The 23,111-nt window shown below is 29.5% G+C and carries 20 protein-coding genes and 2 rRNA genes; 15 read left to right on the forward strand and 7 right to left on the reverse strand.

The window, feature by feature from the left end; genetic code table 11:
* Positions 1–734 precede the first annotated feature (734 nt).
* From F811_RS0104230 to F811_RS0104265, 7 genes are all read right to left on the reverse strand, one after another.
* The gene (locus tag F811_RS0104230) at positions 735–2,096 is read right to left on the reverse strand and encodes an MATE family efflux transporter (protein WP_020004045.1); all 1,362 of its coding nucleotides are present in this window, start codon (positions 2,094–2,096) and stop codon (positions 735–737) included.
* 593 nt (positions 2,097–2,689) lie between these two features.
* Entirely contained in the window at positions 2,690–3,424 is a 735-nt protein-coding gene (locus F811_RS0104240; protein WP_020004047.1) for a Bax inhibitor-1/YccA family protein, read from the reverse strand.
* 176 nt (positions 3,425–3,600) lie between these two features.
* Positions 3,601–3,861, reverse strand: coding sequence for a hypothetical protein (locus F811_RS0104245; protein ID WP_020004048.1), 261 nt, complete (start codon positions 3,859–3,861; stop codon positions 3,601–3,603).
* Between the two features lie 55 nt (positions 3,862–3,916).
* Positions 3,917–4,147 carry a hypothetical protein gene (locus F811_RS0104250; RefSeq protein WP_020004049.1) on the reverse strand — a complete coding sequence of 77 codons (231 nt, stop codon included), beginning with the start codon at positions 4,145–4,147 and terminating at the stop codon, positions 3,917–3,919.
* A 1-nt stretch (position 4,148) separates the two neighbouring features.
* Positions 4,149–4,745 (reverse strand): hypothetical protein, encoded by a 597-nt coding sequence (locus F811_RS0104255; RefSeq protein ID WP_156821987.1) that lies wholly within the window; start codon positions 4,743–4,745, stop codon positions 4,149–4,151.
* 366 nt (positions 4,746–5,111) lie between these two features.
* Positions 5,112–5,228 (reverse strand): 5S ribosomal RNA (rrf, locus tag F811_RS0104260).
* Positions 5,229–5,345: 117 nt separating this feature from the next.
* Positions 5,346–8,335: ribosomal RNA gene (locus F811_RS0104265) — 23S ribosomal RNA — on the reverse strand.
* A 645-nt stretch (positions 8,336–8,980) separates the two neighbouring features.
* Here F811_RS0104265 and F811_RS0104270 point away from each other — a divergent pair.
* The 15 genes from F811_RS0104270 to F811_RS0104340 all read left to right on the forward strand — a co-directional run bounded on the left by F811_RS0104270 (position 8,981) and on the right by F811_RS0104340 (position 23,059).
* Positions 8,981–11,491 carry a cyclic nucleotide-binding protein gene (locus F811_RS0104270; protein WP_020004051.1) on the forward strand — a complete coding sequence of 837 codons (2,511 nt, stop codon included), beginning with the start codon at positions 8,981–8,983 and terminating at the stop codon, positions 11,489–11,491.
* Positions 11,492–12,526: 1,035 nt separating this feature from the next.
* On the forward strand, positions 12,527–12,994 hold the full coding sequence (locus F811_RS0104275) for a chemotaxis protein CheX (RefSeq protein ID WP_020004052.1): 468 nt from the start codon (positions 12,527–12,529) through the stop codon (positions 12,992–12,994).
* Between the two features lie 6 nt (positions 12,995–13,000).
* Positions 13,001–13,423: a response regulator gene (locus tag F811_RS0104280; protein ID WP_020004053.1), complete on the forward strand. Its 423-nt coding sequence runs from the start codon at positions 13,001–13,003 to the stop codon at positions 13,421–13,423.
* 29 nt (positions 13,424–13,452) lie between these two features.
* On the forward strand, positions 13,453–14,268 hold the full coding sequence (locus tag F811_RS0104285) for a CheR family methyltransferase (RefSeq protein WP_020004054.1): 816 nt from the start codon (positions 13,453–13,455) through the stop codon (positions 14,266–14,268).
* 11 nt (positions 14,269–14,279) lie between these two features.
* On the forward strand, positions 14,280–14,699 hold the full coding sequence (locus tag F811_RS0104290) for a polymer-forming cytoskeletal protein (RefSeq protein WP_020004055.1): 420 nt from the start codon (positions 14,280–14,282) through the stop codon (positions 14,697–14,699).
* Positions 14,700–14,716: 17 nt separating this feature from the next.
* Positions 14,717–15,658: a tetratricopeptide repeat protein gene (locus F811_RS0104295; protein WP_020004056.1), complete on the forward strand. Its 942-nt coding sequence runs from the start codon at positions 14,717–14,719 to the stop codon at positions 15,656–15,658.
* A 5-nt stretch (positions 15,659–15,663) separates the two neighbouring features.
* Positions 15,664–16,689: a rod shape-determining protein gene (locus F811_RS0104300; protein ID WP_013113588.1), complete on the forward strand. Its 1,026-nt coding sequence runs from the start codon at positions 15,664–15,666 to the stop codon at positions 16,687–16,689.
* A gap of 49 nt (positions 16,690–16,738) precedes the next feature.
* A complete protein-coding gene (gene mreC / locus F811_RS0104305; RefSeq protein ID WP_083921307.1) occupies positions 16,739–17,623 on the forward strand; it encodes a rod shape-determining protein MreC in 885 nt (294 codons plus the stop codon).
* A complete protein-coding gene (gene mreD, locus F811_RS0104310) occupies positions 17,623–18,165 on the forward strand; it encodes a rod shape-determining protein MreD (RefSeq protein ID WP_020004058.1) in 543 nt (180 codons plus the stop codon). Before mreC ends, mreD begins: the two co-directional genes overlap by 1 nt.
* A gap of 5 nt (positions 18,166–18,170) precedes the next feature.
* Positions 18,171–18,719, forward strand: coding sequence for a class IV adenylate cyclase (locus F811_RS0104315; protein WP_020004059.1), 549 nt, complete (start codon positions 18,171–18,173; stop codon positions 18,717–18,719).
* 123 nt (positions 18,720–18,842) lie between these two features.
* Positions 18,843–19,853, forward strand: a complete 1,011-nt coding sequence (locus F811_RS0104320; RefSeq protein WP_026364341.1) for a hypothetical protein — start codon at positions 18,843–18,845, stop codon at positions 19,851–19,853.
* Between the two features lie 132 nt (positions 19,854–19,985).
* Positions 19,986–20,990: a hypothetical protein gene (locus tag F811_RS0104325; RefSeq protein ID WP_020004061.1), complete on the forward strand. Its 1,005-nt coding sequence runs from the start codon at positions 19,986–19,988 to the stop codon at positions 20,988–20,990.
* A 39-nt stretch (positions 20,991–21,029) separates the two neighbouring features.
* Positions 21,030–21,605, forward strand: a complete 576-nt coding sequence (locus tag F811_RS0104330; protein WP_020004062.1) for a DUF4390 domain-containing protein — start codon at positions 21,030–21,032, stop codon at positions 21,603–21,605.
* 68 nt (positions 21,606–21,673) lie between these two features.
* Positions 21,674–22,273 (forward strand): NlpC/P60 family protein, encoded by a 600-nt coding sequence (locus F811_RS0104335; RefSeq protein ID WP_020004063.1) that lies wholly within the window; start codon positions 21,674–21,676, stop codon positions 22,271–22,273.
* 96 nt (positions 22,274–22,369) lie between these two features.
* Positions 22,370–23,059 (forward strand): NlpC/P60 family protein, encoded by a 690-nt coding sequence (locus F811_RS0104340; RefSeq protein WP_020004064.1) that lies wholly within the window; start codon positions 22,370–22,372, stop codon positions 23,057–23,059.
* The last annotated feature ends 52 nt before the right edge of the window (positions 23,060–23,111 follow it).

Genomic DNA, 23,111 nt, shown 5'->3' on the forward strand with positions numbered 1-23,111 from the left:
ATATCTATATAAAAAGAGTATATCGCTCTAGAGTTTTTTATTTATTGTTTTATATACCTAAACAATTATATTTTGTCAAAAGTAAAGTTATATTTTTGTTTTGATATCTGGGGCTTTGCCCTTACGAAGTACACAGCGTGACCGCTCTGCGCCCTACTTATTTTGGACGCTGTCTGCCTCGCTCTGCGTGCCGTAGGCAGGCGTGCCACAAAGAAGCAGGCACAGCCCGCAGTAGCGAAAGGCTACATTTGGGCTTTAATTTACTAAAGCTATCTTACATGTAACACAACTTTAGTATTATTTAGTACTAATTTTTTACACTTGCACTTTCGCCGTAGGCGTACTTCGTATGGTTCTTTGACGAAGTCCGCCTGTGGCGTGCGGCAGGAAAAAGAACAACAAAAAATTTATAAACTTAAAAATTTTCAGTATATACCTAAACAATTATAATTTGTCAAAAATAAGGTTGTATTTTGTTTTTAATATATGGGGCTTTGCCCCATACCCCAGTTCTTTTGTTGACACAAAGAACCAAAAAGACTGCATTTTTAGCCTAAATTTAAGTTATATTCTACATTTGATACATATATCTAAAATATAAAGTTCTATCAGTTGCATCTTTATTAACTTTTTTGCAGCACAAAAAAGTTAATAATTCTATATAAAGTGCATCTGTTGACAAAATGAAATCGTTCCAGTATATACACACAATTTATAACTATTAATAACATTTTTTAATTTGTAATATTGGCATTTTTCTGCCATTTATTGGACTTCAAATAGTAAAGGCTGAAAAAAGTATTTATTATATAACATATACCCATAGAAAGCCATATACCTACAAGCTCAAAATGAGGTGATAAGGCATAAGCTAAAATTGTCCTTAAAATTAATGTTGTTGAAGTTGTGAAAGCCATTATTACTATAGTTTTTCCAGCTCCATTTATAACGCCATTACATACAAACATCACAGAATAAAAAATAAATATAGGCATAATAGTATAAATATAGCTTTTAGCATATTCAAATACTGAAACATCTTTTGTAAACATTCTTATAAGAAGATAAGGATTAGTTATAGAAAAAATACTCATAACAGAAGAGATTATAAGTCCTATTATAATACCGCTTTTAAAAATCTCTTTTACCCTATCTAATTTTTTAGCCCCGATATTTTGTGCCGACATTGTCATAACAGCATTACCCAAAGCACCAACAGGCATAATAAATAATGATTCTACCCTATTAACAATAGCAACAGTTGCACTTGCAGCCTCTCCAAAACTGCTTATAAGTCTGGTTATTACAAGCCAGCCGAAAGCCACTATAAATTGATTAAATGAAATAGGTATTCCTAATTTCATTATTTTTTTAGTCATTTTTAAATCGAATGTAAATATGAAAGGATTAATTTTGATAAAGCTATTTTTCATTCTTAAATATGTTGTACTTATTAGTACAGAAGTAAACTGAGATATTACTGTGGCAATAGCAGCACCTTTAAGTCCCATAGCAGGTATTATCCAAAAACCTTTTATAAATATTGGGTCTAATATTATATTGAGAAGAGAAGATATAATTAAAAATATTAAAGGTCTTACAGTGTCCCCTACAGCCCTAAGTATGGAAGAAATAAAAAAATAAGCATATGCAAATGGAAGCCCTATTATAGATATTCTTAAATAAATAAGTGCCATGTCCATAGCATTTTCTGGAGTATTCATGATTTTTAATATAGTTCTTGAAAATATAAGCATAAGAGAGCCTACAGTAAAAAGTATTATAACCCCTAATGTTGTAGATACTTTTATAACATGGCTCACAGTATCATAATCTTTAGCCCCATAATACTGAGATACTATAACACCATTAGCCATATTAACTCCAAATGCAAACGAACCTATTAAAAGCATTATTGGAAAACTAACAGCAACTGCCGAAAGCCCAAGCGGTCCTATAATATTTCCTATCCAAATACTATCAGCTATATTATACACAACATTTAGTATATTAGATAATAATATTGGTATAAGAAGTTTTATTAATGTGGGAACAACTTTTGATTCTGTGAGGTCTGTTCCTATATGATTAGCCATTTTTTATTATACCTTAAAATTAAATTGTAATTAGTATTATAATACTAAATAATAATTAATTAAATAGTAAAAATATTATTTTGTAATAAATTATATCTACAATAAGTTTTATATTATAATTATATATTTTATTGGAAGTATATAAAAAATTTAAAAAACACTATGACTGCATGATTTTTTATAAGTATATGGTTAAAGAATTTATGATTAGTAACAAATATAAAGGCGGCAGAATGAAAATAAAATTAAAAGAATTATTTACATCCCCACCCTCTAAAATTTTATTATTTGTTATATAATTTTATAATGCCCATTTTTTATAATATTCTAACTGTAAAAGCACACCCACCCAAGCCTTTATTAGGTTTAAGATATCATTTAACGCACGATTAATTTCATATTTCTTATATAGTAAAAAATAAAAACAAAACTCAATTTTATTTTTCAGCTTTACTCACCGTGCGTATTAACAATCTAAAATACATATAAGTATTAAAGAAATTTATATAAAAATACCAATATCTATTTAACATAATGATAAAAAAGCATGCATAAACTAATATGCATGCTATTTAATTCAAATTATATAATCTTCAATCTCTGCTTCTAGTTTTAGCTAAAAGTTTTAATATCTCTAAATAAAGCCATACCAAAGTAACAAGAAGTCCGAAAGCAGCATACCACTCAAAATATTTAGGCATATTATAAGACTCACCTTTTTCCATAAAATCAAAATCCAAAAGAAGATTGAAAGAAGCAATAAGAACTACTACAATACTTATTCCAATGCTTAAAGGACTTGAACCATACAAGAAAGGTATTCTAGCACCAAAGAATGACATTATAAAATTAACTAAATATACAATACCTATACATAAAGTAGATACCATAATCACACTTCTCAATTTTTCTGTCACTCTTATTATTCTAAATCTGTATAAAACTAACATTATAAATAAATCTAAAAATGTAAGAAATACAGCCTGAACAACTATACCGTCATAAGCAGCATTAAATACATAAGAAATAGCCCCTATAGCAATACCTTCTAGTATAGCATAAAGTATAGAAAAAACTTTAGATAATTCTTTTTTGAAAGTCATTATCAAAGCTAAAACAAAAGCAGCTATAGAAGAACCTAAAGCAGCAGGGTAAATCATCTCTGGTCTTTTTGCCAAAACAAAGAATACACTCACCATAGCTGAAAGCATTAATACTAATGTTAGTATTATTGACTTGTTAATTGCCCCATTAAGAGTCATTGTATTTTCATTTTCATAACTTGATGCATAATTAAATGCTTTATCTGATAATACTGGATTTGCCATAATTAAAAAACCTCCAAAATTATTTTTTATTTAGTTATTTATTATACAATAAGTTTAATAAAATACTAGTGTAAAGTATAACTAATTAATTTAAATAAAGTAATATTTTTTATATTTTTATTATAAAAGTATAAATATAATTCTTATAAGAAAAATTAAATTTATTTATCTTCCTCCTATTTTATTACTTTTTTTATAATAATTGCAGCAATTAAAGTTAAAACAGGTAATATAAACTTATTAAAAATTGCTGATATTAGCTGACTGATTATAAATGCTATTAAAAAAGATACAGCATATTTTGAAAAAGTATTTGGAAGATAAGAAGCATTTTCTAATTTAAGATTATAAATAATTAAAGTAAGCGGTATAACAATTATAATAGTAAATATAGAAACAGAAATGGTAGACTTTACTTTTCTCTCATCTTTTTGCATTATTCATAAACCTCAGAATTATTTTTATTTAGTAATTTATTATATCATATCAATACTAATCTTTCATTCTCTTTTTAATTATTTTAATTATAATAATACATACTAATATAGCAACAATAAAAGGAATAGCAAAAATAAAGGAAACACTAGGAGGAGCGGAAGCCCCATCAAATTTAACTGCATAGAACATATAACCATAATTGAAGGCAACTACAGTAACCATCATATAAGAAAATAGATATGCTATAATTTTAATAGTTTTTATAATTCTTTCTTTATTTGACATTTTATTTCCCAAAAAATTCTTTTTCTATCTCTAATAATTGATTTAATAAAAGATCTTTTTTATCTGAATCCTTAATTTTCAATATTTTATTTCTCATATCGAATATTTCTTTTTTAATATAATTAAAATTTGCATTATTTGTTATTGAAACTTTTAATGCTGATATTTCATTCCATAATATGTTAATTTGATAATTTGGTACAACATAATCATATATGGACTTCATATCAAAACGAGAAGTTAAAGAATTAAAAATATTAATGGACTCCAATATATACTCATATTCATAATTAGTGGAAATATTATTATAACTATTAATATTTAAATCATATTTTTCTATCAATTTGTTCACTATTATATATAAATAATAAACTATAAATAATATCATATCTATACTACCATCATTATTTATATAATACCTATTATACAAAAATTTTGCTCTGCTTAAATTATCCGAGAAATATATTCCTTTATCTTTTAGTCTGTATTTTATATTATTATGAGCTGTCATATTTCTAATTCTATTAAAATCCAAAAGAAGCAAATCTTTTTTATCTTCTTTATCAACTAACTGTTCAATATCTATTATTTTTTTCATATATATGCAGGCTGATTCAAAAAATATTATATAGAAAATATCATCTTTATCATTATTATTATATATTTGATTTAAAACAAATAATATTTTATATATATTGTATATAGTATTTTCAATTTTAAATTTATATTTTTTAGTATTTTTCAAAATACATATAAAATCATTTAAATTCATAATACAATCTCAAAAGTTCAATTTTTTTTATTTATTATAATGATTTAATAAAATATATTTTTATATAATTTATTAATATTACTCTTTATTAGTTTAGATTAATAAAATCAATGTATATCATATATAAAAATCAATAAATAAAACAAAAAAATCCCAACAGAAAAAATCTATTGGGATAAATATATAATATATACCCGGCAACGTTCTACTCTCCCGTAAAGCTACCCTTACAGTACCATCGACGATGAAAGGCTTAACTGCCGTGTTCGGAATGGGAACGGGTGTATCACTTTCTCTATGGTCACCGAAATAATATTAACAAATTAAAAGAACAAAGTTTTAAGTATCTTTGTCAGATATATAAGAGCGCAGATTGTCTCATTCTACTCTTTTATTATGATTTCTATTTAAGAAGAAAACGATAATATGGTCAAGTCATTGGTCTGATTAGTGCTGCTCAGCTGAACAGGTATTTCTTCCCTGCTTACACTTGCAGTCTATCAACGTCGTAGTCTCCAACGAAACTCATAGGGAAAGTTAATCTTGAAGGAGGCTTCCCACTTAGATGCTTTCAGCGGTTATCCCGTCCGCACATAGCTACTCTGCGATGCTCTTGGCAGAACAACAGATACACCAGCGGTGCGTTCATTCCGGTCCTCTCGTACTAAGAATGACTCTTCTCAACTTTCCAACGCCCACAACGGATAGGGACCAAACTGTCTCACGACGTTCTGAACCCAGCTCGCGTACCGCTTTAATTGGCGAACAGCCAAACCCTTGGGACCTGCTCCAGCCCCAGGATGCGATGAGCCGACATCGAGGTGCCAAACCTCCCCGTCGATATGAACTCTTGGGGGAGATAAGCCTGTTATCCCCGGAGTACCTTTTGTCCGTTTAGCGATGGCCCTTCCACTCGGGACCACCGGATCACTAAGACCTACTTTCGTACCTGCTCGAGATGTCTCTCTCGCAGTCAAGCCACCTTATGCCTTTATACTCTACTACCGATTTCTATTCGGTTTGAGGTGACCTTTGCACGCCTCCGTTACTCTTTAGGAGGCGACCGCCCCAGTCAAACTACCCGCCTGACAATGTCCGACTGCCGGATAACGGCTAATCGTTAGAATCCCATTTTGCGAAGGATGGTATTTCAAAGATGGCTCCATGAAAGCTGGCGCTCCCACTTCAAAGCCTCCCATCTATTCTACACATCACAAAACAAAACTCAATGTCAAGTTATAGTAAAGGTTCACGGGGTCTTACCGTCCTGTTGCGGGTAATCAGCATCTTCACTGATAATTCAATTTCACCGAGTTCTTCCCCGAGACAGTGCCCGGATCGTTACACCATTCGTGCAGGTCGGAACTTACCCGACAAGGAATTTCGCTACCTTAGGACCGTCATAGTTACGGCCGCCGTTTACTGGGGCTTCAATTCGAAGCTTCGCTTACGCTAACCTCTCCTTTTAACCTTCCAGCACTGGGCAGGTGTCAATCCCTATACATCCATTTACATGTTTGCAGAGATCTGTGTTTTTGCTAAACAGTCGGCCAGGCCTTTTCACTGCGACTCTCCTCTCAATATTGCTACCAAGATTCAAGCGTCTCTTTTTCCGAAGTTACAAGACTAATTTGCAGAGTTCCTTAGGGAAGATTATCTCGAGCGCCTTAGAATACTCATCTCACCCACCTGTGTCGGTTTGCGGTACGATTATGACATGCCTAACCTTAGAAATTATTTCTCGACAGCCTAGCTCACGCAACTTCCTGAACCCGAAAGCCCAGTCACTATCCAGCCTCAACCTTAAAGCAACAAGCATTTTACTCATCACAAGTCTAAACTGTTTGACGTTATCTACCAATCTAACGCGTACGCAAACAATCTGTGTCATTCCATCGAAACATATCATAGTACAGGAATATTTACCTGTTTCCCATCGACTACGCTTTTCAGCCTCATCTTAGGGGTCGACTAACCCTAGGCAGATTAGCTTTACCTAGGAAACCTTGGGTTTGCGGCGAACGGGTTTCTCACCCGTTTTCTCGTTACTCATGCCTGCATCCTCACTTCTTATACCTCCAGCCCACCTTACGGTAAACCTTCAACGGCTTAAAGAACGCTCTCCTACCAATTATAGATTAACTCTATAATTCCCTAGCTTCGGTACTATGTTTGAGCCCCGTTACATTTTCGGCGCAAGAACACTCGACCAGTGAGCTGTTACGCACTCTTTAAAGGAATGGCTGCTTCTAAGCCAACCTCCTGGCTGTTTAAGTATTCTCACATCCTTTCCCACTTAACATAGATTTTGGGACCTTAGCTGAGGATCTGGGCTGTTTCCCTTTTGACAATGACGCTTATCCGCCGCTGTCTAACTGCCATGCTCTTAACTTACGGTATTCGGAGTTTAGTTGGGTTTGGTACTCGGTTAGGAGCCCTAGTCCATTTAGTGCTCTACCCCCGTAAGTAAACACATAACGCTGCCCCTAAAGACATTTCGGAGAGAACCAGCTATCTCCAAGTTTGATTAGCCTTTCACTCCTACCCACAAGTCATCCAAAGCCTTTTCACGGCCACTGGTTCGCACCTCCATTCGATGTTACTCGAGTTTCGCACTGCTCATAGGTAGATCACTTGGCTTCGGGTCGTATAGCACGCAACTAATGTCGCCCTATTAAGGCTCGCTTTCACTACGACTACAAGGCTATTACCTCTTAATCTTGCTACGTACTATAAGTCGCAGGCTCATTCTACAAAAGGCACGCCATCAGGCCTTCTACTATTGCTAGCAGGGTCCCCTCTGACTACTTGTAAGCTTAAGGTTTCAGGTTCTATTTAATAACCCTCAACGGGAGACTTTTCACCTTTCCCTCACGGTACTCTACACTATTGGTCACTGGTTAGTATTTTGCCTTGGATAGTGGTCTACCCAGATTCAAACAGGGTTTCACGTGCCCCGCCCTACTCAGGAACGATAAAACCTTGTCTATATGATTTCGTGTACGAGACTATCACTCACTATGGTCTGCTTTTCCAAAACAGTTCCACTATCATATAAAGCAAAGTCGATGCATGTAAGTACATCACTCACCGCCCTACAACACCATAATAACAACGCCTTACAACTTGACATTATTATGGTTTAGGCTCTTCCCCTTTCGCTCGCCACTACTTAGGGAATCTCAATTTTGATTACTTTTCCTCCAGGTACTTAGATGTTTCAGTTCCCTGGGTGTCGCCTCATAAACCTATGGATTCAGTTTATGATATAGAAGGTTTGCTTCTATAGGTTTTCCCATTCGGTGATCTACGGATCATAGAATATTTGCTTCTCCCCGTAGCTTATCGCAGCTTGTCACGACCTTCATCGCCTTCCAGTGCCTAGGCATCCACCTTAAGCCCTTACTTACTTGACCATATTATCCTTTTCTTCTTTATTATCTCTAATATCAAAGATAAGTTTAATACATCAAATTGAATGAGACTTTTAGCTAATTAAAGCTGTTTCTTATCTAATTCTTTAGTAACGCTCCGCTTAATTGTTTCTACTCTAAGACACACAATCTAATTGTGTTTTCTTTATCTAGTGAAGATTTTTATAATTGCTGATTTCCGTCTTTATGTTGGAAATTACTTTCTAAAAATCTACGCTCTCATATATCTGTCAAAGAACTTTAAGTTTTTCATTTTCAGTTGGTGTTTCGTTTCTTTCGTTTTGTTTTTTGTTTCTCATCAACTGTTTTATTATTATAGCATACAGCCTTAAAAACGCAATAGCTTTTAGAGGCGGTTTTTTTAAAAAATAGCTATTTTTTAGTGTTTTATTAGTTTTATACTACATTTCATACAAATTTACGCTTGCTTAAAATCATTATTCTTAAAAATGACTTTTTTCAGGCAGAATTTTTTATAAAAAACACTAAATTCTGGGAATTTTTGGCTATTCAACGGGAAATTTTTGGCAAAAATATTAAAAAAATCCAAAAAACTAGCATATTTTAAAAAAATAATATATAATTTTTAAATATTAATAAATATAAAATTAGAGAGAGTTGAAAATTATGAGTGTAAGTATTGAAGAAAACGGAAATATTAAATTAAAACCAAATTCTATTATTTTTTATGAAGGAGAAAAAGTACAAAATATATCTATAGTCACTAATGGGGAAATAGATGTTTACATATCTTCTAAAGATATATTGGGAATTGAAGATGAAAATGAAATTATGCGTTACAGCTGCCGACTATTTTCAATACCTAAAAATATCATGATTGGTATTGGAAGCTATAAAACTAATTCTAAATATATGTTTTCTTTCAAGTCAAAAGATGATACTGAAATATATGCTGTCAAAACCCCAAATCAGGAATATGTTAAAACATTTTTCAAAGTTAATAAAGCATATCTTACTAATATGTATCATTCTATAGCATATGTTATTTTAAAATCCTATGAAGAATATATTAAAATAAAAAAAATCAATGATGATGTGAAAATAATATCTGCTAATCTTGCTGTTATATATTTTAATTTGCAGCAGACTAAATCAAAAAACATAAAATCTGAAATGTTAAAAAATTATAAAGAAATCTATGAAGATTCTATAAACTCAGGTTTTAATTTCCCTACTTCATTTGACGTAGATTTTATAAGAGCTGATCACTCTGAAATATATATGCATAACAAAAATCAGTTTAACGAAGAGGAAAATACTGAAAAACTGGAATTTGAAATCGATTATGTGAGAAGATTTTTAACTATGCCTAAAAATATTAAAACTCAATTCTTCTCTTATGATACTAATATGAGTTTGGATGCATCACATATGCTTTATGAAACTCTAAAAAAAATATCATCTTTGCTAAAAACAGAAATAGTTGAAGCTATAGAAAATATTTTATTTCTATCATCAAATGAAAACGAATCGTTATTCGGAGAGTATGTAAAAACAGCTACTGAACTAGATAAACAAGGCAAAGATAATGATGTATGGGTTAGATATATAAGATTTATGTCAAGCATCATTAAAGATATTTACAATAAAATTAAAACAGAATATGATTATGACCTTAATATAGATACTGAAGAAATGGATTCTATATTAAAAAGAATATCTAAAAATAATGTTCCTTCTTCAGAAGAAGCTAATGCAGATATAGATGGTATTGATAATATAAAAGTTACTATAGGGTTTGAAGAGCTTCCTAGTGAAGTAAAAGATCCTACTAAAAAATTAATAGAGATGTCTGGAATTGATGAAAACAAAGCTAAAAGTTTCATGAAATCATTACAGGCATACAGAAAATTAAGAGATAAATTCAGTACCGAAGATGATGTAAGAAAAATAAGAAGAGGCGTTACAACTGTATTCTTTGAAATATATAAAGAAATCGCTAAAAGATCTATAATAAACGGAGAAAGTAGCAGACTTGTAAAAATGTTCCTAAACTTCGGATATATGGACGATCAACTGCTTACACCAAATCAAATAATGGATTTATACGAAATTAAAGACAAAAGTAAAACAAAAAAAATCAATGTTTTCTATATAGACGAATGGCTTCAAAAAATATACGATAAAGAAGAACCGCCTTCTGTAAATGGTTTTGGTCAGGATTACAGAGAAGCTTTAAGGGAATTAAAAAAACGCGGTACTATAAACGACAAAGAACTTGAAGAACATTGGGAAAGTTCTTCTAAAAGACTTGAATATGAAGTTGAAAATATGATTGAAACTACTCACAGACTATGTTATGGTCAGGTAAGCGTATATTTCCCTATTCTTCATAAAGATATGATTACAAAAGATTTTGAAAGAGCATTAATACGAAGAGATGTAATGGAAAAATCTATAAAAGATATAACAGATATAGATTTCTCTGCATTCTATAGAGAGGTATTATACAAAAATAAAGAATTGAATATAGAAAAAGAACTTGTTATGCAGGAAGTACTTCCTAATATAATACTTATGCCTACATTCGGTTCAAGAGCTATAATGTGGGAAGAACTTTCAAGCAGACAGAAAAACAGTACTGGAAGATTCTTATTCCCTATATTTACTTCAGAAGATTTAGAATCTTTGCTTATACCTACAATAGGAGCATTCAGATGGGAATTATGCAAAACTATGCTTGGACCTGCTTGGAATGATATTACTCAAATGTCTATTACTTCTGAATACAGCGATTATGTTCAGTTCTATAAGAAAAACAGAAATTTGTCAGATGAAGCTAAAGAAAAATTAAAAATACAAATTAAAAAATGCAGAAACAATCTTAGAGAAGTATTTGTTTCCGACTACAATCTATGGATAAAATACGAAAGCAAAGGTATTATGCGTCTTAATAGAGTGGCAAGAGGCATATTATACAGACAAGTTCCTTTTGCTAAAAATATAAGAGACGAACTAGCTAAACAGCCTATGTTCTCAGAGATAGCAAACAGATTTAAAAATATCAGAAGCAAAAAGGCTACAGAGCTTGAAAACAGATATTTCAAATTTACTAAAACAGGAAATCCTCTGCCTTATGAATTACAGCATCATATAGAGTTCTACAAAGATATGTAATTGGACAGTAAAAAATCGTACTAAATAAAAGGGCTTGAATTAATTTTCAAAGCCCTTTTTTATAAAATTATAACATATAAAAACTTATATTATAATAAAAGCAAAATATATTTGTTTATGTATATAGCTAATCAATACAATTTATCAAATTTTAGTTGTTTATAAATCTAATTATGCTTTATAAAAAGTATTATTAATAAAATAAGTTTTTAATGTATTATAATATTAGTTAAAAAATGCAGTCCTTCGCTAAGCGTATCCTAGTTTATCGAGGATATAAGCTTCTTTGGGTAACCAAAATAAGTTGGTGTATGGTGCAAACAATTTGAAAAACTAACCTTTGACAAACTTAAAAAATTTCAGTATATACTGGAAACTTCCTGACAATAAAAATGATATAATTAATTCTGGAATTATGTTTGAAGCATTACATACAGCAATAGGATTTCGTAAAAAAGTATTATAAAGAAAAATATTCAAATCATTTTTCAATATCTTTTTTATCTTTTTTTTATCTTTTTTAATTTGCAATGAATATGAGGCGAAATTAGTCTATGCTAAAAAAATAAAAAGGGCAGATAATTATAATAAATATAGAGAGTGTAATATTTATACATATTCTGAATATAGATGAAACGATTAAGAAATAAAATAAAAAATGATTTTTAATGATTTTTATTGAAAATTATTATTAGACTTTTTATTTTTTTAAATTTTCATAGTAATTATACTGTTTATGTAAATTGTATGCATGAATTTTAACTGTGAATTAAAAAATATAAATATAAACAGCAAGCTAATATAGTCATACACTATAACCATGTACTGTAATATTGAATATCCTGCAATAACAATCTGCAATAATAATCTGCAATAATAAAATAATAAAAATATTCTTTTCAAGCAAATTATTTTTTTTTCGATATTTAACGCAAGAATTATTTTAATACTATATTTATAACTATTACTTGCAAAAAAAGTCATAAATTGTTAAAATATATACAAGTAATTATAGCTTAAAAAGAGTATTAAAAAATGAGACTTGACTATATTAGACCATTTACAGATGCTTCCAATGAAATACTTCAGAATTATCTGAAAAATGGCATCAAAACTAGTGATATAACCTTAAAAGGCGATTTTGTTAATGCTTCAGGTATTATAGCAATAGTGGCATTATCAGAAGATATAGTCGGTCATTTTATAATTGATATGGAAATAGAAACAGCCAAAAAAATAGTTTCTATAATGAATGACAGCGAAATAAAAGATATTGATAAATTATCATTATCTACTGTACAGGAGCTTGTTAATTTAATAGCAGGACTTGCTGTAACAAAATTAGAAAAAGACGGATATAATGTTGATATATCACCGCCTGTTATAATGAAAAGCAAGAATTTAGAAGTTTCGATAAGCGATTCGGAATTTCTTCATATAAAATTAGATACCTCTATTGGCGATTTTAATGTATTAGTTGCCGTAGAATCAGAAAAGGAGTAAATAAATATGTCTGACATTAATACAAAAGAAGCTGATGGTATAAATGAATTTGGAAAGCCATACAAAGTTCTAATCGTAGATGACTCTGCATTCGTTGTTAAACAGCTGCAGCAAATTTTTGTATCTGAGCAGTACAATGTAGTAGGAACTGCAGAAAATGGAGAGGAAGGCGTACTTATGTATAAAGAATACAAGCCAGACTTAGTAACTATGGATATTACAATGCCAAAAATGGATGGTATTACAGCTTTAACAAAAATAATTGAATATGATAAAAATGCAAAAGTAGTTATGGTTAGTGCTTTAGGTAAAGAGGATATGGTTAAAAAAGCCCTTCTAGCAGGTGCTAAAAACTATATTACAAAACCTTTAGATAGAAAAAAAGTTCTTGAACGTATTAAGATGGTTCTTACAAAAAATAAACAATAGTTTTTATACTTATTCTGGAATAATTGATTTTGAATGAACTGAAACTAACTGATAAACAATTCGATCTATTTAGGGATTTTGTATATAGAGAAAGCGGTATATGTTTTAATGTTATTAATAAGATTATTTTAGAGTCACGCATTGCATCTTCTATGAAAGAGAGAAATCTTGATAAAGTAGAAGATTATTATAAACTTGTATCCACTAACAAGGAAGAGCTTAAAACTTTTTTAGATAACATTACTACAAACCTTACAAAATTTTTTAGAAATGAGCCTAACTTCAAATTACTGAAAAATTATGTTCTGCCTAGAATATTAAAGACAAAAAAGCTAGGAGAACAAATAAGAATTTGGAGTGCAGGCTGTTCTACTGGCGAGGAGCCCTACTCTATAGCTATAACTTGTTTGGAAACGCCTGGAATTAGAGAACAGGATATAAAAATATTTGCAAGCGATCTTTCTCTTAATTCTTTGGTTGCAGCCAAAGAAGGAAGATATGACGCTCATAAAGTTGAGAATGTTCCAGAAGACTATTTAAAAAAGTATTTTGATAAGCTGCCCTCTGGAGAATATGCCATAAAAAGTAATATAAAAAAACTCATTACTTTTGATTATCATAATTTAAGGCATAGAGGCAGTCAGACAAACATGGATGTTATTTTTTGTAGGAATGTACTTATATACTTTGATACTGAATCTGTAAAACTTACTGTTAATAGATTTTATGATATATTAAATGAACATGGATATTTATTTATAGGACACAGCGAATCTTTATTTGGTCTTGATACCAAATTTAAATTTAACAATATAGATAATTCCATAGTATACACTAAAAATTAGGAGTTTTTTTGATGTTTATGAAAAGAAATGAAACTGCAGAATCTAATTCTATTATAGGAGAAGGTTCATACTTCAAAGGAGAATTTACATTAAACGGCACTTTGAGAGTTGACGGCTGCTATGAAGGTGAAAAATTAGAAGTTGATAATGTATTTGTAGGTCAAACTGGAAAAATAAAATCTAATATAAAAACTGTATCGGCTGTTATTGAAGGTATAATCATAGGAAATATAGAAGCTAAAAACAGAGTTATGCTTATGCCTACAAGCAGAGTACTTGGGGAAATAAGAACACCTGAACTTATTATACAAAATGGTGTTATACTTGAAGGATTATGTATAGTTGCCCAAGACCCTCTTACTAATCCTAAAGAAACTATACTATCCTTATATAATAACGGCTCAGAAAATAATAATGAAAATAATAATTAACGGATTATGTAAATATAATGCCTTATCTATATAATGTTGAAAAAAAAATTAGCATACATATTATCATCATAACTTTAATTGCTGTCATAAGCATTATTGCAGCTGCTTATATGTTTACCTCCAGCTATATAGAAAAAAAAAGATTAAAATCTATTTATGACTATATGGCATTAGAGGACTATAATAATGCATCTTTTTTATTTAATGATCTCTATACAAAAAGACCATTAAATAAAAATATACTTATTACTGGTATAGATTTATATTATGATATATTAATCAGATCTGATAAAAATGATATTATTACATCTGCAAGTCAAAATATTATACGGTATGCCAAACAGCTTTTACTGACTTCCAAATTTATAAAAAATAAAAATATTATATATCAAAGATTAGGATACAGCTATCAAAGACTAGGACAAGCTTATTATATTGATTCTTACAAATCATATATAAATGCAATAAACGATGGTGATAACAGAGTATCAACAACTATAGAATTGTCAAAGATATGTTATGAAATAGGACTATATAAAGAGGCTGTAAAATATTTGGAAGATGCCATTGACAGAGAAATAAGCGAAAACAGTGAAAAGTTTATCAATATGGAATTATATTATGAACTTGCAAATGCATATGAAGGCGATAAAGATTATACTAAGGCTATACAAATATTATCATCAATGAACGGTAAATTTAATAATAATGATATGCTTGAAGCAAGAACTTATTTAAAATTGGGCGAATTATACTACAGACAGGGACTATATAAAGAAAGCGAATTTTTTTACAAAAAGACTTTAGAGATAGATGACAAAAATCCAGATTTATATTATAGTATAGGAACATTATATTTAGAAACTAAAAGAAGAAATGAAGCTATAAAAATGTTTAGAGAAGCTATCAAAATAGATAATTCGTATAAACCCGCTAGGGATATATTAAGGAGATTGTAATAAAAATGTTTAACTGGTTATATAATATGTTCTCAAGTGATATGGGAATCGATTTAGGTACAGCTAATACTTTAGTATATGTAAAAGGTGAAGGTATTGTTTTGGCTGAACCATCAGTAGTAGCTATAGAAAAAAGTACTGGAAATGTTATTGCTGTAGGAAACGAAGCAAAAAGAATGTTAGGTAAAGTTCCGAACTCTATAGCAGCAATAAGACCTATGAGAGACGGGGTTATTGCCGACTTTGAAACTGTTGAAAAAATGATAAGATATTTTATAAATAAAGTACATAATAAAAGAACTTTAGTAAAACCAAGAATAGCTATAGGTATTCCTACTGGTATTACTGAAGTTGAAAGACGTGCTGTTAGAGAAAGCTGCGAACAGGCGGGTGCTAGAACCATATTTTTAATAGAACAGGCAAGAGCAGCTGCAATTGGTGCTGATATGCCTATTAATGAGCCGCATGGTAATATGATTATAGAAATAGGAGGAGGTACCACTGAAGTTGCTGTACTTTCGCTTGGAAGTATGGTAAGAAGTGCTTCTATACGTGTGGGAGGCGATGAGCTTGATGACGCTATTATTAAATATATGCAAAGAACTCATAACCTCTATATAGGTGAAAAAACTGCTGAAGAGATAAAAATAAATATTGGTCATGCTTATAAAGGCGATATATCAAAAACTATGGACATAAGAGGACGTGATTCTGTATCCGGACTTCCTAAAACTCTTACAATAAACAGTGCCGAAATTAAAGATGCTATAGCTGATATATTAATAGAAATATTAGAAGCTGTAAAATCTGTACTTAATCAGACTCCTCCTGAAATCTCTGCTGATATTGTAGAGAGAGGTATTGTTATGAGCGGAGGCACTTCCCTACTCCCTGGTTTTACTGATTTAATATCTATGGAAACAGGAGTACCTGTAATTCTTGCTGAAAGCCCGCTTACATGTGTTGCTATAGGATGCGGAAAGTTTATAGAAGAGACTAAAAACTTAAAAAATTATAGAAGATACTCTTAAAATCGGAAAAATTATAAAACTTTGATTAATATATCCGATACTCATAGGCGTGAAACTTTTTTTAAAACATAAACTTCTTACTTTATACATTCTGCTAAATCTTATAGCAGCTATGCTTATGGTATTAAATAGAAGTAATTTTGTATTTAACTTACAGTCTATTTATGCACTTGGAGTATACCCTATTCAAAGTGCTACCAAAAGTGTTTCAAGGGCTTTTGTATACCTATATACAAGCATAACAGATATATTTACATTACAAGGCCAAGTTCAGGTATTAAAAGACAGAATAGCAGAATTAAGCGGGGCTGCTTTGGAATATGAACAATTAAGTGCTGAAAATGACAGATTAAGAGCATTGCTTAATGAAGCTCCTACTGATGAATATGCTTTGGAATATGCTGAAATAGTTTCTAAAGACCCTCAGAACTTCTACACTACTATTGTTATCAATAAAGGAAGTGCACATGGCATAGTAGTAGGAATGCCAGTAATATCATATCAAAACGGATACAAGGGTTTAGTGGGTAAAGTAGTTGAAGTAAGAAGATACAACAGCAGAATACTATCTTTAGTTGACCAAAGATCTCAAATATCTGTAATGCTTGAAAGCTCAAGAACTACTGGTATTATGGTAGGTCAAAGTCCTAAATCCACACAAACTCATCTTCAGTATATAGATTTGCAAATGGACGTTGAAGAAGGAGAGCGTGTAGTTACAAGCGGTATGGGAGGCGTTTTCCCAAAAGGTATATTAGTAGGAACTATATTTAAAGTTGAAAAGAAAAATTACGGACTTTTCCATGATCTTTATGTTGAGCCTACAGTTAATTTCTCTACTTTAGAAAATGTTTATGTTATTAAAAAAGTACCAGACCAAGAAATTATTATGCTTGCAAATGAAGAAGATGAAAATAATGGGGAGACAAAATAATGAAAAGAGTTATAACCGTTATTATTACAACATTAATACTTCTTTTAATACAGTCATCTCCAGCTTATGATTTAATAAGAGTAGCACTTGGAGCTAAACCAGATTTGCTTTTAATATTTTTAGTATTCATATCATTCAGATATGGATCTTTTGACGGTATAATATATGGTTTTATTATAGGGCTTTTGCAAGATATAGTCTCAAGCGGTACATTCGGCTCTTATGCTATAATATTTTTAAACATAGGCTTCTTTGTTGGTTTCTTCAATACTAGAATATTCATCAAACAAATTGCCGCAGGAATATTTGTAACTTTAGTAGGTTATTTAATAAAAATTATAGCCTTATTTTTAGTAACTTCAATATACTCAGATCTTTCAAATGTTGCCGTATTAATAAGAGCCGAACTTTTAGTAGGTCTTCCTCTTACCGTTATATTATCCTCACCTGCTTTCATACTATTTGAAAAAGTTGCTCCTATAGTATATGATAAACAAGGCATACATGTTGATGACAGCACAACAAAAGAATACAGTGAGTAATAATTATGTCCTTAAACTCTGAAATTGAAATAAAAGCATATGTTAAAAACTTTGACTCTGTATTAAACTTTCTATGCAAAAATGCCAAATTCAAAAAAAGATATTTTAAAAAAGATATTTACTATGCAAAAGAAAGTGATATAAAAAATAAAAATATAAAAACTAACGACTGCATAAGACTTAGAATAGAACATGGCGGATATACATTTTGTGCTAAAGATAGAGCATTAATTGACGGTGTGGAAGTTAATGAAGAGAGAGAATTAAAAGTAAGCAAAAAAAAAGCAAGATTTATTATTAACTTTTTATTTCAAATTCAAAAATATAAAGAGTATGTCAGAAAAGAAAAAAAAGGATATGCTTTCATATATAAAAATGCTTTGGTAGAAGTTTCAAAGATAAAAAACTTGGATAATTTTATAGAAATAGAGTTTTTAAACTCTGATTCTACAGTGGAAGAACAAGTTTCAAAGTTAAAATCAATATTAAATGAAATAGGCATAGATGAAAAGGACATAGAAACAGAAGCCTATATTAATCTACTTTCTAAATAAAAGTATAATACTTTTTACATAGAATTTTTAATATTTACATATAAAATATTGAAACTATCATTATTTACCTTATAATTTATTATGTAAGTTTAAATAACTTTAATAAGATATTAAGGTAAAGATATGAAGAAAACAATATATAGTATACTTTTTATAATTTTACTCTCATCTTTATTGTATAGTCAAAATGATAATTCACTAGAAAATAAGATGAATAATTATGAGAAAAAAATTAAATTAAAATGGAAGTATAATCCTCTTAGAGTATATGAAACTGATAAATATTTTTCTCCTTGGCTTGATCCTGATAATTATAACAGCAGTTTTTGGTTCGGAGATATTTTAAATATTAAAAGTTTATACAGAAATAATAATTTCAATCTAGATAATGTGGTTTTATATTTCAATCCGAAATTGGCAGTAGATTTAGCACCTATAGCCTTCAATATAGGAGGAGATAAGCATAGATTTAGAATAGGTGTAGGATATGCATTAAAATTATTTTTCTCAAGCTACAAAAAAGGACAGGATCAATTATACGGCTCTACATTTTTATACGGAACATACATGCAGGTAGAGGCATATTTTGAATATATATTTGATAATAAATTTAAAATAAGATTTGCTCCTATAAGACACACATGTTCTCAAATAAGCGGCGATATACTAGGAGATAATACATTATATAATAAAAATAAAGAAGAGTTCAGGGATGTAGGCTTTGAACAAATGCATTTATCTGCTTATTATAAATATGGATGGTTTTCTTTTTACGGCGGCACATCTTTTGCTGTAACTGGATTTGATATATCAAATATTGTAAACTTATTTAATATTTACGGCGGTACAGAAATAAGAATACCATTATGGGGTGAAATAAGTTTAATAACAGGCATTTATACAGGTTTATTCTTTGATAAAATAAATACTATAAACAGAACAGAAGGAAGAGGTCAAGGATATCCTATTACAGAAACTCATAATGAATGGAGACCATCTATCTCAGCAGGAATAGGATTTGAAATATATAGGTTTGTAATTGGGATGAAATATGAATATTCACGTTCAAAACAATTATACTCATACAGACAAATGGAAAGCAGAATAGGACTAGATGCCAGCTTATTTTTCTAACATATAATAAATAGGTGTTTTTTATATAAAATGCCTACTATATTATGATAAAGTATTATTGCTATATAATAAAAAATCTAATATAATCGTTTATAAAACAAATAAAACAAATAAAATTATAAAGATTAATATATGATAAAAATTATTTTTACTTTCGCAGTAATACTTTTATTAAATAGTATTATATACTCTCAAGAAAGCAATACTTTCAAAGATAAGATGGATAACTATACACAAAAAGTAAAAATGAAGTGGGAGTTTAATCCATTAAAAAATTATGAAACAGACAGATATTTTTCAGGCTGGGTAGATCCAGATGCCTACAGCAGCAGATTTTGGCTTGGCGATGTGCTTAATATAGATAGAATGTATAATAATGATCATTTTAATTTTGATAAGATGGATTTTTATTATCAGCCTACACTTGCTACTGAAGTTACTCCAATAGCATTCAGATATAATGAAGTACATAGATTCAAAATAGGTATTGGGTATTTAACTCATTTCTTTTTGTCAAAATATAAAAAAGGCTATGATCAGTACTACGGACAAAGCCTTATGTATGGTACTTATATGCAGGTAGAAGTTTTTTTTGATTATATATTTAATAATACTTTTAAATTAAGATTCAGTCCTTTAAGACATATATGTGCTCATATTAGTGGTGATATACTTGGAGATGAAACTTTATATAACAAAGAAAAAGAAGATTTTAAAGATTCAGGTTTTGAACAGATGCATGTATCAGCATATTATAAATACGGCTGGTTTACATTCTATGGCGGAATGAATTTTGCAATAATAGGATTTGACAAATCAAACATTGTAAACTTATTCAGTGCATTTGCTGGAACTGACTTTAGAGTACCTATATGGGGAGAGATAAGTTTTATAACAGGTATTTATTTGGGATTAAATCATGACTTGATAAATAATGTTTCAAGGTATGCAAACGGACAGAAGTATTATATAAATGATAAGCATGTAGAATGGATTCCAGAGATAAGTGTAGGAGTGGGATTTGAAATTTACAGAGTTATTATAGGATTAAAATATGATTATGGACGCTCCAAACAGCTATACGCATACAAAACTATGGAAAGTAAAATAGGACTTGATATAAGCCTTTATCTATAATATATTTACTTTTAATAAAAAAAGTATAAAATAAAAAATATGAAGCGTATATCAATATTATTTTTTATAATATCATCATGTTTATCATTACATGCTTATGAATTAAGACTTCATTTTTCAAGAGCTTATATCTATAATGATATACTTTATACTGATGTAGAAACCTCATATAATGATGAAGTTTATCAAAATATAAAAAGATATATAGATAATGGTATTATAGTATTTATAAATTTCAGAATAGATTTGGTTAATAAAAATTGGTTTATTGACAGTAATGTAAGAGAAATATATTTATACAGAAAAATATATTATGATTTTTTCACGAGAGAGTATGTTGTATTAAACTCTGAAACTATGCGTGAAATAAGAAATACAAATCTTAAAGCTTTAATGAAAAATGTTTCTTATATCAATAGAATAGAAGTAATTAATATAAATAAATTAAATCAAAAAAACAATTTTTTCTTTAGAACAAGATTGTCTATGCAGTTTCAAAATGCTTATCCGTATTTATCAGTATTTTTTAATATTATAACCCCAATACAATACAGAATAAAATGGCTTAAATCTGAAAAATTTAATATAAAAGAATTATATTATAACAATATGTAGACTATTATTTATAATTAAAAATCCGATTTATAATAGAAAATTAATTTTTTATATTAGGAGGATTGATAATGCGTTTTTATATTACCATTTTTATAGTTATGCTGTCTTTTTTTACGCAGTTATTATTTTCTCAAAATAACGAAAGAGACGAAATAGTAAAATGGGCTAACTATTATATGAATAAACATTATAAATATAATCAAAGCGACACTATTACTAATCCTTTCACAAAAGAAAAGAAAAAAGTTAATTTTGACTGTTCTGGATTTGTAGCAGCAGTTTACTTTACAGCTATTGAAAAACCAAGTATAAAATTAAGCGGCTCTACTGCAAATATATTTTATCTCTTATCAAAAGAAAATAAAATTTATAAAAATACTCTTCCTAATATAGGAGATATAATATTTTTTGACGGTACTACATCTTATGATAAAAAACTTACTCATTCTGGTATAGTAATAGATGTTGATGAAGATGAAACTATTACATATATACATGCTACTACTAGTAAAGGACCTATTTTAGGATATATGAATTTAAAATATCCAGACTTATACAGAAAAGACGGCAAAGTTATTAATAGTTACCTTAGAGGAGGAAAAGTACCTTATTCTTTAGCCTCTTACTGTTTTAATAGTTATGGTACTATTTTTGAAAAGCCAAATTAAAAATTTAATAAAAATGAATAAATAAGAATATTGTAAACTGTATTGACTTTTTGCTGATATCTTATAAAATAATTTTCTATTATAAGAGTGTGTTTTATGCGTTTTTATATTGCTATACTAATATTATTTATAACGTTATTATCTTCTGTATCATTCGCACAAACTTACGGCTATGATAAAGAATATCAGAAACAGCTTAAAGAAAGCGGTGTAGAGATAACAGATAAACAAAAGGAACAAGTTAGAGCAGACATAAAAAAATGGGCTAACTTTTACCTAAATAAACATTATAAATATAATGAAAAGGCTCTGCTCACTCACCCCAATTCAAAAGAGAAAAAAACTTTCAATTTTGATTGTTCTGGTTATGTAGCGGCAGTTTATTGGACTTCAAATATAGCAGTATTTGAAAAGCAGGCTATTTTGGATTCTGGCGGCGTAAAAACTATATATGCCACTTTGTCAAAATACAAAAAGATATACAGCGGTGTGCTTCCTAATGTAGGCGATATAATAATGTTTGACAGAACTACATCAGATACCAAAAAACTCACACATGCAGGTATAGTAATAGATATAGATGAAGATGATACTGTAACTTATATTCATGCCTCAACAAGCAAAGGTCTTGTTTTAGGATATATAAACTTAAAATATCCAGACCTTGCTAGAAAAGACGGCAAAATAATAAACAGCTATCTTAAAAGCGGAGGCGGTGTTAACGCTTTGGCTTCCCACTGTTTTAATAGTTACGGTACTATATTGGATATACCAGAAAATAATTAGTAAATATAGTTAATTTATTTATAAAACTTTTATAAATAAATACAAAAGATAA

Origin of the sequence: Brachyspira innocens ATCC 29796, assembly GCF_000384655.1 — a bacterium.
Classification (GTDB): domain Bacteria; phylum Spirochaetota; class Brachyspiria; order Brachyspirales; family Brachyspiraceae; genus Brachyspira; species Brachyspira innocens.